The sequence below is a fragment of the Flavihumibacter fluminis genome, assembly GCF_021491375.1.
GTDB classification, from domain to species: domain Bacteria; phylum Bacteroidota; class Bacteroidia; order Chitinophagales; family Chitinophagaceae; genus Flavihumibacter; species Flavihumibacter fluminis.
Genome location: NZ_JAKEVY010000005.1, coordinates 80918 through 96234 on the forward strand (window position 1 = coordinate 80918; position 15317 = coordinate 96234).

General features: G+C 45.2%; 12 protein-coding genes. 10 read left to right on the plus strand and 2 right to left on the minus strand.

The window, feature by feature from the left end:
* Positions 1 to 172: 172 nt before the first annotated feature.
* The 4 genes from L0U88_RS17995 to L0U88_RS18010 all read left to right on the plus strand — a co-directional run bounded on the left by L0U88_RS17995 (position 173) and on the right by L0U88_RS18010 (position 6940).
* A complete protein-coding gene (locus L0U88_RS17995; RefSeq protein WP_234867818.1) occupies positions 173 to 3538 on the plus strand; it encodes a vitamin B12-dependent ribonucleotide reductase in 3366 nt (1121 codons plus the stop codon).
* A gap of 433 nt (positions 3539 to 3971) precedes the next feature.
* Positions 3972 to 5327 (plus strand): alkaline phosphatase D family protein, encoded by a 1356-nt coding sequence (locus L0U88_RS18000; RefSeq protein WP_234867819.1) that lies wholly within the window; start codon positions 3972 to 3974, stop codon positions 5325 to 5327.
* 3 nt (positions 5328 to 5330) lie between these two features.
* The gene (locus tag L0U88_RS18005; protein ID WP_234867820.1) at positions 5331 to 5807 is read left to right on the plus strand and encodes a YcxB family protein; all 477 of its coding nucleotides are present in this window, start codon (positions 5331 to 5333) and stop codon (positions 5805 to 5807) included.
* A gap of 62 nt (positions 5808 to 5869) precedes the next feature.
* Positions 5870 to 6940 carry a fatty acid desaturase family protein gene (locus L0U88_RS18010; RefSeq protein ID WP_234867821.1) on the plus strand — a complete coding sequence of 357 codons (1071 nt, stop codon included), beginning with the start codon at positions 5870 to 5872 and terminating at the stop codon, positions 6938 to 6940.
* Between the two features lie 8 nt (positions 6941 to 6948).
* On the opposite strand, the gene gldB is transcribed toward L0U88_RS18010, so the two are convergent.
* Complete coding sequence (gene gldB, locus L0U88_RS18015; protein WP_234867822.1) at positions 6949 to 7968, minus strand: gliding motility lipoprotein GldB; 1020 nt, start codon at positions 7966 to 7968, stop codon at positions 6949 to 6951.
* An 81-nt stretch (positions 7969 to 8049) separates the two neighbouring features.
* Here gldB and L0U88_RS18020 point away from each other — a divergent pair, with 81 nt between their 5' ends.
* The gene (locus L0U88_RS18020) at positions 8050 to 9759 is read left to right on the plus strand and encodes an NAD+ synthase (protein ID WP_234867823.1); all 1710 of its coding nucleotides are present in this window, start codon (positions 8050 to 8052) and stop codon (positions 9757 to 9759) included.
* Positions 9760 to 9847: 88 nt separating this feature from the next.
* On the opposite strand, the gene L0U88_RS18025 is transcribed toward L0U88_RS18020, so the two are convergent.
* Positions 9848 to 10324, minus strand: a complete 477-nt coding sequence (locus L0U88_RS18025; protein ID WP_234867824.1) for a lipocalin-like domain-containing protein — start codon at positions 10322 to 10324, stop codon at positions 9848 to 9850.
* 144 nt (positions 10325 to 10468) lie between these two features.
* Between L0U88_RS18025 and L0U88_RS18030 the strand changes: the two genes are divergently transcribed.
* From L0U88_RS18030 to rsgA, 5 genes are read left to right on the plus strand one after another with little or no spacing between them, the layout of a single operon-like run.
* Complete coding sequence (locus L0U88_RS18030) at positions 10469 to 11470, plus strand: AAA family ATPase (RefSeq protein ID WP_234867825.1); 1002 nt, start codon at positions 10469 to 10471, stop codon at positions 11468 to 11470.
* A 52-nt stretch (positions 11471 to 11522) separates the two neighbouring features.
* The gene (locus tag L0U88_RS18035; RefSeq protein WP_234867826.1) at positions 11523 to 12392 is read left to right on the plus strand and encodes a DUF58 domain-containing protein; all 870 of its coding nucleotides are present in this window, start codon (positions 11523 to 11525) and stop codon (positions 12390 to 12392) included.
* Positions 12379 to 13305 (plus strand): BatD family protein, encoded by a 927-nt coding sequence (locus L0U88_RS18040; RefSeq protein WP_234867827.1) that lies wholly within the window; start codon positions 12379 to 12381, stop codon positions 13303 to 13305. The genes L0U88_RS18035 and L0U88_RS18040 overlap by 14 nt, the downstream gene beginning before the upstream one ends.
* Positions 13302 to 14309, plus strand: a complete 1008-nt coding sequence (locus L0U88_RS18045) for a vWA domain-containing protein (protein WP_234867828.1) — start codon at positions 13302 to 13304, stop codon at positions 14307 to 14309. Before L0U88_RS18040 ends, L0U88_RS18045 begins: the two co-directional genes overlap by 4 nt.
* Before the next feature lie 36 nt (positions 14310 to 14345).
* Positions 14346 to 15272, plus strand: coding sequence for a ribosome small subunit-dependent GTPase A (rsgA, locus tag L0U88_RS18050; protein ID WP_234867829.1), 927 nt, complete (start codon positions 14346 to 14348; stop codon positions 15270 to 15272).
* The last annotated feature ends 45 nt before the right edge of the window (positions 15273 to 15317 follow it).

Genomic DNA, 15317 nt, shown 5'->3' on the forward strand with positions numbered 1-15317 from the left:
ATTTTGACGCAAATCCAGCAGGAATAAGGATAATGAAATAATCCCCATCCTTTATCCACATAGGTGGATATTTCCGGGTCGGAATTTAGATTGGAGGCAGCTATTTTCGTTATTCACGATCTCCTCATGGAGATTTAAAGATTACATAACACAAAATCTAATAAAATATTGTATGGCCAGCAAAAAAACAGCCGTGAAGGGGCTTGAGTTCCCCCGTCGCTTTACACGCGATGATGTGTCTGTATTCGATCAGTTTGAATACGACTACCGGACTTCCATTATCCGCAACCCCAGCGGAGAGGTAGTGTTTGAAATGAACAACGTGGAGGTTCCGAAAGGCTGGAGTCAGATTGCTACCGATATCCTGGCGCAGAAGTATTTCCGCAAGGCGGGTGTACCCCAGCCGGATGGCAGCCTGGGTCGCGAAACTTCGTCCAAGCAGGTAGCTCACCGTATGGCGCATTGCTGGCGCGTTTGGGGTGAACGCTATGGTTATTTTGCATCTGAAAAAGATGCACAGGTTTTTTACGAGGAACTGGTATACTCTATCCTCGACCAGGCTTGTGTTCCTAACAGTCCACAGTGGTTCAACACCGGCTTGTATGAGTGTTATGGCATTGCTGGAAAACCCCAGGGACACTATTATGTTGACCAGCTGGATGGTCAGCTAAAGAAATCTACCTCCGCGTATGAGCGTCCCCAGCCACATGCCTGCTTTATTTTAAGTGTTGAAGATGACCTGGTGAATGAAGGTGGTATCATGGATCTCTGGGTTCGGGAAGCCCGGATCTTCAAATATGGTTCCGGTGTAGGAACCAACTTCTCGAATGTTCGTGGTGAAGGGGAGAAGCTCAGCGGTGGCGGTACCTCATCCGGCCTGATGAGCTTCCTGAAAATTGGTGACCGTGCTGCAGGAGCTATTAAAAGTGGTGGTACAACCCGCCGGGCGGCCAAAATGGTTTGCCTGGACCTGGATCACCCGGAAATCATTCAGTTTGTTGACTGGAAAGTAGAAGAAGAGAAAAAAGTAGGTGCCCTTATTGCAGCAGGATATGCAAGTGATTATGAGGGTGAAGCCTATCGTACCGTAAGCGGACAAAACTCCAACAACTCTGTTCGTATTCCCAATAGCTTCTTTGAAAAACTGGAGAACAACGAAGACTGGGAACTGAAAGCCCGCAGCGATGGACGGGTTATGAAGAAAGTGTCTGCCCGTGAGCTTTGGAATAAAATCGCATACGCTGCATGGCGTTGTGCCGATCCGGGTACACAGTATGATTCTACTATTAATGAATGGCATACCTGTCCGGAAGGTGGTCCAATCCGTGGATCCAACCCCTGTTCCGAATACATGTTCCTCGACAATACGGCTTGTAACCTGGCATCGGCCAACCTGATGAAATTCTTCAACAAAGACACGAATGTGTTTGATGTTGACGGATATGCATATAATTGCCGTCTTTGGACTGTGGTTCTGGAGATTTCTGTACTGATGGCACAGTTTCCTTCCAAAGAAGTGGCCCAACTCAGCTATGATTACCGGACACTCGGACTTGGATTCGCCAACCTTGGAACCATGCTCATGGTAAGCGGTATCCCTTATGACAGTGAAGAAGCCCGTGCTATTGCTGGAGCGATCTCTGCAATCATGACCGGTGTAGCTTACAAAACATCGGCTGAGCTGGCACAGATCATGGGACCATTCGCAAAATACAATGAGAACAAGGAGCATATGCTGCGGGTAATGCGCAATCACCGCGCTGCTGCGTATGATGCTTCTGAAGCATATGAAGGATTGAGCATCAAGCCTCAGGGTATCCAGGCGAAATACTGCCCGGATTACCTCCTGAAAGCTGCTACTAAAGCCTGGGATGAAGCAGTTCAACTTGGTGAGAAATATGGTTACCGCAACGCACAAACAACTGTGATTGCGCCAACCGGTACCATCGGTCTGGTGATGGATTGTGATACCACTGGTGTGGAGCCTGATTTTGCTCTGGTGAAATTCAAAAAACTGAGTGGTGGTGGTTATTTCAAGATCATCAACCAGTCTGTACCTGCTGCACTGAAAAATCTTGGTTATTCAGAAAAAGAAATTGACGCCATCATTAAATACGCAGTGGGTGCAGCCAGCTTCTCCGGAGCTCCGTTTATCAATCACCAGACACTGAGTGAAAAAGGATTTATCGCGGAAGAAATCAAGAAGCTAGATGATGCAGTGAAGGCTGCCTTTGAAATTGGGTTTGTTTTCAACAAATACAGCCTCGGTGAAGCCTGCCTGGAGCGTTTAGGATTTACTGCAGATCAATACAACGACTGGAATTTCAACCTGCTGGAGGCACTCGGATTTACCGAAGAACAGATAGATGCGGCGAATGATTATGTGTGCGGTACCATGACTGTTGAAGGTGCGCCTTATCTGAAACAGGAACACCTGGCAGTATTTGATTGTGCCAACAAATGTGGTAAGAAAGGTGAGCGTTATATCCATGCACATGGACATATCCGGATGATGGCGGCAGTTCAACCTTTTATCAGTGGCGCTATTTCCAAAACTATCAACCTGCCGAACGAAGCAAAAGTGGAAGAGATTGCCGATTGTTATTTGTTGAGCTGGAAACTTGGATTGAAAGCAAATGCGCTTTACCGTGATGGATCCAAACTCAGCCAGCCCTTGAGCAATAAGAGCGATAAGAAGAAGAAAGGAGAAGACGAGAAGGAAGCTGAAGTAAAAGAGGAAACTGCAAGCAGCTCCAATATCATTGATCTTAGCAAACTTACAGTAGAAGACCTGTTGGAAGAAGTTCAGAAGCGCGTACAATCCTCTCCCGATACCAAACTGAAACGCCAGCTCGCAAGAATCGTAGAACGCAGAACACTGCCGGCTAAACGGAGGGGTTATACGCAGAAAGCGAAGATCAATGGTCAGGCGCTCTTTGTAAGAACCGGCGAATATGGTGATGGTACACTGGGTGAGATCTTCATCGATATGGCCAAAGAAGGAGCTACCATGCGCAGCATGTTGAACTGCTTTGCGATTTCAGTATCCATCGGTTTACAGTATGGTGTTCCCCTGGAAGAGTTCGTGGAGAAATTTGTATTCACGCGCTTTGAGCCAGCCGGTATGGTAGATCATCCGAATATCAAGAGCACTACTTCCATTGTGGACTTTATCTTCCGTTCACTGGCCTATGAATACCTGGACCGGACCGACTTGGTGCATGTGCTGGATAAGCCGGAAGTAATGAATACCGGGGAAGATGAGTGGGATGAAGTACCAGCAAGGGAGTTTGAAAAAAAAACACCTGAATTAAGTGATGTACGGGTTGTGGCCGGTACCAAACAGCCGGAAGCTACTAAATCAGCCAAACCAACTGCTATAAAGGCAAGTGCAGCAAGCGGTTATGATGCGTTGAACCAGGCAAACAAGTCCATGCAGAGTGATGCTCCGGCTTGTAATGTTTGCGGCCATCTGACCATCCGCAGCGGCACCTGCTATAAATGTCTGAACTGTGGCAACAGCCTCGGATGTAGCTAGTACCAAATGAATTACATGGACGGTTTCTAATAGAAACAAAGCCCCTGGTTTCTACCCGGGGCTTTTATTTTTGGTTCGCTCGTCGAAAAATTTATGTAGCAGATTTTCTAAAAGATTGATTTTCAATAATACACCCAGATGAAAAAAGTATGGGTTACATACTATTGGCATAGAATTGGCGTTTGAAAAATGATATTTATTCACGAAATCCGAGACTATGCAAAAACTCCTGGCAGTCCTGGCTATAGTGGTATTCCTCTCATCTTGCAAGGCTCTTTCACCCGCGGAAGCGGCGAGCGGCCGATACAAGCACTGCAGGGCTATCCGATAAGCCTGATTGGTTAAATGAATTGACAAAATGCCCCTCATTCTCCGGAATGGGGGGTATTTTGTTTTGGGGCTTTTACTACTTTGCAGGTTCAAACAAAAAATTATGAAAGGCTTTGTTTTGGTGCTGGCGATGCTCTGGACCATTCTTGGGAATGCTCAATCGAAAGGTGGATTGCTATCCGGACCTATGCTTGGACAGAACGATTATCGCACTGCAAAAATTTGGATGGAACCTTCACCTGAAGTAAAAACACTTGCTATCCGGTACTGGAAAAAAGGAAACAGTAGCCAGGCAAAAAACAAAATCCTGAACCTTGGGGCTGTTGGCGGTTCGGGGGATTTTAATCCGGTTCAAACAGAAATCGGCGGACTGGAACCTGGCGCTTCATACGAATACAGAATTATTATCAATGGAAAAGAAAGTAGTTACTCCGGTGAGTTTGCTACCCGTGAATTATGGCAATGGCGGAAGCCGGCGCCTGATTTCAGTTTTCTGACCGGAAGTTGTACCTATTTCAATGAGCCCGAATTTGACCGACCCGGGAAACCATACGGCCTTGACTCTTCCATTTTTGAAACAATGGCCAGTGAAAAAAGCGCCTTTATGTTGTGGCTGGGTGATAACTGGTACACCAGGGAAGTTGATTATACATCCGAATGGGGATTGTGGTATCGGGCCAGCAGAGACCGCAGCATGCCTGTGCTTCAGTCTTTTTTGAAAGCAATGCCGCATTACGCAATCTGGGATGATCACGACTATGGTCCGAATGATCTAGGTAAAAGTTATCACCTGAAAAATACCACGCGGGAAGTATTTAAAAATTATTGGTCAAATCCTTCCTATGGCAACGGCCGGGAAGGCATTTACACCAAAGTATCCTATAGTGATGTGGATTTCTTTTTACTGGATGATCGTACCTGGAGAACAGAAGACGATATGCCTTCTACCATAAACGGACAACCGAATCCGGATAAACAGATGTTGGGTACAGAGCAGCTCGATTGGTTGAAAAATGCCCTGGTGGCCAGCCAGGCAAGCTTTAAAATTATTGTAGTTGGCAGCCAGGTGCTGAACCCCGTATCTCCTTTTGATAAACTGCTCGATTTCCCGGCAGAATACAATGAATTAACCGGCTTTATTGCGGAGCAGAAAATCAGTGGCATTCTTTTCCTTACCGGTGATCGCCATCATTCAGAAATTATTAAAGTCAACCGGATCAACAATTATCCACTGTATGATATAACCATATCACCTCTGACCTCCGGAACACATGTATTTGGCGCCGCTGAAAAAGATAACCCCTACCGGGTTTTCGGCCTTGATCAAAAACAGAATTATGGAAAAATTTCGCTTACAGGTGCTCGTGGTAACCGGCAGCTGACGGTTCAGTTCCTGGGCGTAAAAGGAGAAGATTTGGGCAACTGGAGCATCAATGAAAAAGACCTCAAAGCCAGATAATTCATGCAGATAACATTTACCTACGACCGAAAGCAGGTTATCCAGGCGCTCCGGTATCATTTTTTCACCAGGCCTGAAATCAGGATACTGGTAATCCTGGTGAATGTATTTACCATTGCTGCGGCAGTGCTACTGTACTTCAAAAAGGTGAATCCACTGTCTTTTGTGTTCTTTTCCACTATCTGGATGATTCTTATGCTGGTCATCTGGCGATTGTTACCTAACAGTGTATATAAAAAATCACAGACTTTCCGGGATGATTTCCTGATGCAGTTCCAGGAAGATGAAGTAACACTGGAAACCGAACGGGGAAGGCAGGTTTGGCCCTGGTCCAGGTTTAGCAAATTTGTGGAAACGCCCTATTTTTTTCACCTCTATTTCGATAGCCGATCCTTCTTTCTCATTCCCAAGGATGCATTTTCCACGATAACCGACCAGCAGGAAATCCGGGAATTGATCCGAAGAAAGATTAAACATTAACACTCCCAAACACAAGAAAAGTTTATATTACGGACTTTCAAAAAGTGGAACAGTAACCCTATATGCCCAAAGTAAGTTTTAACAACAAACAAAATTCGTTTGCACAATCACTGAAAACTAAAGTCGATCAGTATTTTTCCGAGAAACAGATTAAGAAAACAGGTAACCTGGAACTCTATCTTAAAACAGCCATTTTGATTCCGGCTGCTTTATTGATTTATATCCTGTTATTGACAGTAAACATTCCGGGCGGGGTGCAACTCCTGCTGGCTGGCTTACTAGGCGCTATTTTAGCCAGTATCGGTTTCAACGTTATGCACGATGCCTGCCATGGCAGTTATTCCCAACGCAAATGGGTAAACGAAGTATTGGGGCTCAGCCTGAACGCCCTGGGAGGAAATGCGTTTATCTGGAAGTTCAAACACAATATTCTTCACCACACCTATACCAATGTGGATGGCATGGATGATGATATTGCCAAGAGTCCGTTGATGCGACAGTGCAGAAGCCAGAAATGGGTGCCAGCTCATCGTTACCAGCATATTTACGTGGTGCTTGTGTATGCGATTTCATCCTTCGCCTGGGTGTTCATCATGGATTTCAACAAATACCTGAAACAAAAAGTCTATACCACTCCTTTGCAGAAAATGAGTCTGCAGGATCATGTGATATTCTGGTTAAGTAAAGTTTTGTACCTGATTTTTTATGTTGCCATTCCGGTTTACCTGGTGGGTTGGGGTCCCTGGGCCCTTGGATTTACCGCTATGCACCTGGTTATGGGATTGACGCTTGCCCTTGTTTTCCAACTCGCGCATGTGGTGGAGCATACCGAATTTGAAGCTGCTCATGGGGAAGTAACTCAAATAGAAAATGCCTGGGCTGAACACCAGGTTCGCACCACAGCCAACTTTGCACCGGATAATCTTTTCATTAACTGGTTTGTAGGAGGATTGAATTACCAGGTGGAGCACCACCTGTTTCCACGGATAAGTCATGTTCATTATCCCGCATTAAGTAAAATAGTTCAGGAAACCTGCCAGGAACATGGATTGCCGTATCACACCTATCCAACCATGACAGCTTCCATGATCTCCCATTTCAGGATGATGAAAGCACTGGGAGAAAAACCCTGAGCTGTATCTTAACGGGGCTTGTATTTTGATGCATCCAAAATTTCCCTTGGTGATAGTTGCATAAGCTTTCGGGGCTGAATGGATTTGTCCTGCTGGTCAGCGTACGCTTTGACAATGCGCATGCCAATCCATTGCCCGATGTTTCCAGGGGCAGCGGGTGGTAATCCCTGTGTACCCGGACCTTCGCCTATATATAATTTCTGGATAGAAGGATCGGTGGTATAGAGAAATTCACTTTGTAAAAACATATTCCAGATCAGGCCCTCATTTTTTTCGCAGAACTCCAGCTGGGATTTTGTAAAACCGGTAACCAGACTGTCTGCTGCATCCGGAAGCACCTGTTTGGTTAACCACCAGTACTTGCCCTGCTCAATCATCTTTTCGAGTAATGGAAAACCGGTTGAACGATCCGGATATAGATCCAGCAGCACTGCTTTCATCACATTCACGGGAATGTATTCTTTTTCAAACCGCCTCGAAATATAGGAGGGGAATAATTCCTGTCCCTGTTGTGATGTATAAAAAGGGAAATCCTTTCCTGCATACAATTGCAGGCCAATGGCGATGGCACTGTCGGTCAGCGCAACACCTGGTGCATCAAAGGGACCAAGGTAGGCAATCAGCCGGGGCATTTTATAGTCAGGAAAATAATAGGTCAGGTAGCGAAACCCACTGTTCAATTCTTTTTCCGTGTTTCCAAGATCTTTCAGGTCCTTTTTTATGATCTCCGCAACCGGGTAATAGGTGGTAAAGAATTGCCGGTTGATAATGGGTAACACCTGGTTGGAATCTGAAACCGGTCCGGCTCCCAGGATATTGGCCGTAAAATCATTTATAAAATAAGGATATTTTGAAACCAGGGTTTTCATCCCTTCCTGCAGCCGGTTGGAATCCAGTGCAAAATAATCCAGGTCGAATCGCTCGATGGTTGTGTTTACCTTGATACTACTGATATCAGGTCGATTCTCATTATTGGAACAGGCTGCCAGGAAGATCATTCCTGCCAGGAACAGTTTGCTGAATTTCATGGGCAAAAAACGTTTGCGTATGGGTTTTGTTGTATGACGTACATTCGTACGATATACCAAGTGGCAAAAATATTGAATCCGATGAAGATAGCACTGGCACAGCAAAACTACCATATTGGCAATTTTAGCTCGAATACCAACAAGATCCTGGATGCCATCGGTGAAGCCCGCAAACAGGGGGCAGATCTGGTTGTGTTTTCAGAATTATGTGTATGTGGTTATCCACCCCGTGATTTTCTTGAGTTTGATGATTTTATCAACCAGTGTTATGCTGCGGTGGAAACCATCGCAAAAGTGAGTGTTGATATTGGAGTGATTATTGGGAGCCCGGCACGTAATCCGGCCAAAGAAGGAAAAGATCTATTTAATGCAGCCTGGTTATTGTATCAGGGAAAAGTGCAGGGAGTAGCGTATAAAACCTGTTTGCCAACCTATGACGTATTTGATGAATACCGCTATTTTGAACCGGCCTTTGAATGGAATGTGCTTGAGTTTAAAGGAAAAAAAATTGCACTGACCATTTGTGAAGATATGTGGGCGCTCAGTGAGAATCCGCTCTACCGCGTTTGTCCGATGGATCAGTTGATCGGGCAGCAACCTGATCTGATGATCAATATATCAGCATCGCCTTTTGATTACGATCATGATGAAGATCGTAAGGAAGTGGTGAAAGCGAATATCCGCAGGTATCAATTACCTATGTTTTATGTGAACTGTGTGGGTTCACAAACCGAGATCGTTTTTGATGGTGGAAGCCTTGTGTATGCAGCCTCCGGTGAACTGGTGAAAGAAGGGAAATACTTTGAGGAGGACCTGTTGGTAGTGGATCTGGAAGAAATGAATAACCTGCAGCAAGCTCCTGATGAAGTAATTCGTTTGCTGGATAAGGATATGCGGGTTTCAAAAATTGAGGATCCGGAAAAAATCATCGACTACCTCACTGCTGAAAATAATATCCGTCAGATACATGATGCCCTGATTCTGGGCATTCGCGATTACTTCAGCAAGATGGGATTTAAAAAATCGATTCTTGGAAGCAGTGGTGGTATTGACAGTGCAGTAACCCTGGCACTTGCCTGCGAGGCACTGGGTAAGGAGAATGTGCGGGCTATCCTGATGCCCTCCCAATTCTCAACTGATCATTCTGTGAATGATGCGGTTACATTGAGTCAGAATTTGGGAAATCCCTATGATATCATTCCAATCAAGCCGGTCTTTGATGCTTTTCTGGAATCGCTTGCGCCTGTGTTTGGCGACTTACCCTTTAGTGTAGCCGAAGAAAATATTCAAAGCAGAACCAGAGGAAACCTGGTCATGGCCATCTCCAATAAGTTCGGCTATATATTGCTGAATACTTCCAATAAGAGTGAACTGGCAACCGGTTATGGAACACTGTACGGAGATATGGCTGGCGGACTCAGTGTATTGGGAGATGTTTATAAGATGCAGGTGTTTGCGTTGGCAAGATTTATTAATCGGGAGAAGGAAATCATACCGAATAATATCCTGGTGAAGCCACCTTCTGCAGAGTTGCGCCCGGGACAAAAAGATAGCGACAGCTTGCCTGAATATGAAGTGCTGGATAAAGTTTTGTACCAGTATATTGAGCGCAGAAAAAGTCCGGATGATATTATTCGCATGGGCATTGACGATAGTCTGGTGCAGCGTGTATTAAAACTGGTGAATACCAATGAATACAAACGCAATCAGTTTTGTCCGATTATCCGGGTAAGTGCGAAAGCATTTGGAGTAGGCAGAAGAATGCCGATAGTGGGAAAATACCTGAGTTAAAAGGCTGTAAAAATATAGCCCCCGTATGGAAATACAGGGGCTTGTTTATGAAATCAGCAGATAAAAAAATATGGAACAGTAGTTCTTATTAATGTATGAGTTTGAAAATGATTCTTACCTGGGTACCGGTATCCGGATCTGTAATATCCAGATAGGCTTCCATAGTGGTTTCATTCAATGTGATGATCGTGGCATCACCTGAGAAAAAGGAACCTGGAATGGCGATATTCAGAATGGTTTCATTATTCTTCAACGACCAGGTAAAATTTTCTGAATCAGGATCTGCGGGATCACACTTGGTAGCGCCTTCCCTGGAGATGCCGGTACCATCTGTTTTGAATTCCAGTGTATTGTCTTTTTCACAGTTTTCCAGGGGATAAGGTAAATCCACCGTATTATTCTTATCAAGATCCGCGCCTACAGAAGCAATCTTCCATAAACTGGCAGTAAGAAGAGCTGATTTTGATTTTGGTCCGTCGTCATCATTGCTCTTCTGACAGGAGAAGAGTGTGACGAGCAGAACAGAGCCTAATAAAAGCATGTTGTGGAACCTGCTTTTTATCATAAGGTTGGATTTTGCTATTAATAACTTTTTTTTAGGCCTTTTATTGCTTTCGCAAAAAAATATTCTCCCTACTGCTTGATTTTCAGATATTGGCGTAGGAATTGCTAAACTTGAGGTTGTATTTTGCATACTTAAATTTACTATATGTTGCCAACATCGGATGACATCAGGCAGTTAAATGATAGAATCAGCCATCAGGCAGCCTTTATCGACCGGTTAAGGGATGAGGTGAGGCAGGTGATCGTAGGACAGCAGTATATGCTGGACAGGTTATTGATCGGGCTCCTGAGTAATGGACATGTATTACTGGAAGGGGTGCCCGGGCTCGCAAAAACCCTGACCATCAAATCGCTGGCGCAGGCGGTGCATGCAAAGTTTAGCCGGATCCAGTTTACCCCGGATCTGTTGCCTGCGGATGTTATCGGTACGATGATTTACCACCAGCAGAAAAATGAATTTGTAGTTCGGAAGGGACCCATCTTTGCCAACTTCGTGCTGGCAGATGAGATCAACCGGGCCCCGGCCAAAGTGCAGAGTGCGCTGCTGGAAGCCATGCAGGAAAGACAGGTAACCATTGGTGATCAAACCTATAAACTGGATGAACCCTTCCTGGTACTGGCTACTCAAAACCCGCTGGAACAGGAGGGAACCTATCCCTTACCCGAAGCACAGGTCGACCGTTTCATAATGAAAGTGGTGGTGGGCTATCCGAGTCGCCAGGAGGAACAACTCATCATCCGCCAGCAGGTGCAGGGAGTAAGACCACCCGTTATACAACAGGTAGTTAGTATGAGTGAACTGGTGGAAGCAAGGGATCTGACGCGCCAGATCTATATGGATGAAAAAATTGAACAATATATAATCGATATCGTATTTGCAACCCGACGCCCAGCCGAGTATGGCCTGGCAAAACTGGAGCCGCTGATCTCCTATGGTGGTTCTCCCCGTGCGAGCATCAACCTGGCTCTTGCGGCAAAAGCGCATGCCTATCTGTCTAAACGGGCATTCGTGATTCCGGAAGATGTGAAGGCGATTGCCAAAGATGTGCTCAGGCATAGGGTGGGACTCACGTATGAAGCTGAAGCAGAGAATGTAAATGTGGAGCAGGTGATAGAGGATATATTGGGAGCGGTGCAGGTGCCGTAAGGAGGGAGGAATGGAAGAAGGAGGAATGGAAGAAGGAAACAAAGGAGGCTAAATGCTAACAACATCCGACATACTGAAAAAAGTAAAAGAGCTTGAAATTAAAAGCAAGCGCTTGACCCGGCATTTGTTTACCGGGGAATATCATTCTGCCTTTAAGGGCAGAGGTATGTCGTTTAAGGAAGTACGTGAGTACCATGCAGGTGATGATATCCGGTTTATTGATTGGAACGTGTCTGCACGTTTTAATGCCACCTTCAGCAAACTATTTGAAGAGGAGCGCGAACTCACTGTGATTTTACTGGTAGATGTTAGTGCCAGCTCCTTATTTGGTACCGTGCATGCCCGCAAAAAAGACCTGGTTACTGAAATCGGGGCTGTATTGTCTTTTTCCGCAATCAGCAACAATGATAAAGTTGGAGCGATTCTCTTTAGTGAAGGTATTGAGCTCTATGTTCCTCCCAAAAAAGGGCGCGACCATGGTTTGTTTATTGTACGTGAACTACTTACTCTTGAAGGGAAAAAGAAAGGAACCAATCTCACACAGGCATTGAAGTTTCTAAACAATACCACTCGTCAGAAATGCATCGTATTTCTGTTGAGTGATTTCCTTGATCCTGATTTTGCAGATGCTTTGCGGGTTGCAGGAAAAAAATACGATGTGGTAGGCATCAAAGTATATGATCCCATGGATATGAACCTGCCGGATGTTGGATTACTGGATGTGGAAGATGCAGAATCGGGCGCTATTACCACCATTGATACCTCCGATTTCCTGGTGCGCAAATCACATCATGATGCTTTCTTCCAGCACACGGAATGGACCAAACAGGTATTCAACAAAGCAGGGTGTGATTTACTGCATATCTCTACCAAAGAAGATTACGTTAAAGTGTTACAGAAATTCTTTATTGGACGCGCCTGATACCATGCTGAAAAAAATCACGATTATATGGTTGTTAGTAACAGTTGCCGGATTGTTTTCTGTGCAGGCCCAGGATGTTCGCGTGCAGGCATCTGTTGACCGAAATAAAATATTAATTGGCGAACCCATTCAGCTTCGCCTGGATGTCGAAATTCCGCAGGGTACTCCCATGGGCTGGTTTAACCTCGACACCATTCCTCATTTCACTTTTATTACCAGGAATAAAATTGATACGCAGAATAATGTACGTACCATACTCTTCAAACAAATACTTTCGATCACTTCTTTTGATTCAGGTCAGTGGGTGATTCCGCAACTCGGACTAACGGTTGGCAATAACCGATACCTGACAGATTCAATATCCATTATGGTTGATTATAGTCCGGCTGATCCCAACCAACCCTACCACGATCTGAAAGATATTGTTGAAGTGCCTGAAACGGATTCACTGTATATTAACTATATCCTGGTTGCGGCAACCCTGATTGCTATTGCATTACTGGTTTGGCTCCTGAGCAGAAAAAAGAAAGCAGCAGCAACTCCCGCACCTGCAGCTCCCCGGCTTTCCGCACTGGAACAGGCGATGAAGGAACTGGAAGAACTGAAAGCGGCCAGCTCTTCAGCCAATGTAAAAACTTATTTTACCCGGCTGAATGATATCCTGCGTACCTATTTTAAAAATCGCAATCTGGTTACTGCTCCGAATGCCGGAAATGAAAGTTTTGTTCAGAAAGTGCAATCGGATCTTTCAAGGGATCAGGTATTGCAACTTGCCCAAACGCTGCGTTTAACCGATGCTGTTAAGTTTGCAAAATACAATCCATCTGCTGCTGAGCAGGAGGAGGCATATGATGTAATCCGCAAAACCTTGCCGATCATTGATGAAATTCATTATAAAAATCCGGGATCTTGATAGCCGATTATTTCCATAGCATTGATTTTGCCTGGCCCTGGCTGCTTTGGTTACTCCTGCTGATACCGGCATTGGCCTGGTGGTATTGGAAAACTGGCCGTCGTAAAAAAGGCACCATGCTGGTCTCCACTACCGGATGGAACCACCGTACCAGGTCTCTGAAAGTTCGTTTCCAGCACCTGCCTTTTATTTTGCGGCTTCTTTCCCTTGCCTGCATCATCCTCGCAATCGCAAGACCTCAATCGCATTTTGATGAAGAGCGTGTGAAAGGCGAAGGAGTTGATATCATTCTCACATTGGATGTCAGTGGCTCCATGCTGGCACAGGATTTCAGTCCCAACCGACTGGAAGCTGCAAAGGCAGTAGCAATTGATTTTGTTGATAGTCGTAAAACAGATAGAGTAGGAGTGGTGATTTTTTCCGGCGAGAGTTTTACCATGGTACCACTCACCACTGATAAGAATGTTTTGAAGGCCCAGATTGATGGCATTCAAAGCGGACTGCTGGAAGATGGTACTGCCATCGGATCAGGCCTTGCTACCAGTGCCGACCGGCTGCGACTGAGTACCTCCAAGTCAAAAGTCGTAATCCTCCTGACGGACGGGGAGAACAATGGTGGACAAATCCCACCGGTTACTGCCAAGGAAATAGCAAAAAACCTGGGAATTAAAGTGTACACCATTGGTGTTGGATCAGAGGGTTACGCACCAATTCCTGTTCAGGATGGAGCTGGCAGGGTGGTGATGCAAAGAGAAAAGGTAAATATTGATGAAAAACTTCTCACCCAGATTGCCAACGAAACAGGCGGGAAATACTTCCGGGTATCTGATAATGAGGGACTCAAAGATGTGTATAAAGAAATTGATGAACTGGAGAAGTCAACCATTGAGGTAAGCTCACTTCGGCAGTATACGGATCGCTTTCTTCCTCTTGCCATTGCTGCCCTTCTTTTCCTGGCACTGGAGTGGATCCTTCGTCTTACTATTTTCCGCAAACTACCCTAAGCCAAAACCTGTACTTTCGCAGTAAGAGCAGCATGTATGAAGGCAAGGGTGTATAAATCTACCGGTAGTTGGTACCAGTTGAAAAATGAAGCCGGACAAACGTTTAATGGCCGGGCAAAGGGAGTTTTCAAGATAGAAGGAATAACTTCCACAAATCCTATTGCTGTGGGCGACTGGGTAGAAGTTGAAATGGAAAATGAACTGGAAAAATCTGTAACAATTACGGCTATACATGACCGTGAAAATTATATTGCCCGTACTTCTCCGCATAAAAAAGTACAGCATCATATTGTAGCATCCAACCTGGACCAGGCACTTATCTTTGCCACGCTAAAAGAACCACGCACTTCCCAGGGATTTATCGATCGCTTTTTATGTACGGCGGAAGCTTACCATATTCCAGCCATTATCGTTTTCAATAAGGCAGATATTTATCGCGATAAGGAGCTTGACAAATATGCCGAGCTGGAAGAAATGTATCTGGCTATCGGTTATAAAGTTTTTTTGACCAGTGTGAAAGAAAGGCAGGGACTGGATGAATTGAAACTGCTTCTTAAAAATAAAACGACCCTGATCAGTGGTCATTCCGGTGTGGGTAAATCCACTTTCATAAATGCGTTGTTTCCTGAAATGGCCTTGCGTACACAGGAAGTGAGTGGCTGGAGTGGAAAGGGCATGCACACAACAACCTTTGCGGAAATGTTTGATTTGCCGGGTGGCGGACAGATCATCGATACACCCGGAATAAGGGAGCTTGGTCTGGTAGGTATCAGCCGGCAGGAATTATCTCATTATTTTCCTGAGATGCGGGAACTGCTCAACAATTGTCAGTTCAATAATTGCCTGCATATGAATGAACCGGGCTGCGCCGTGAAAGAAGCTGTGCAGGATGGCCGCATTCATTTGGATCGGTATGTTAGTTATTGTACGATCCTGGACTCTATTGAAGAGAAGAACTATTAGGATGTGAGATGTGAGACGTGAGATGTGAAATGGAGGAAAGGATAA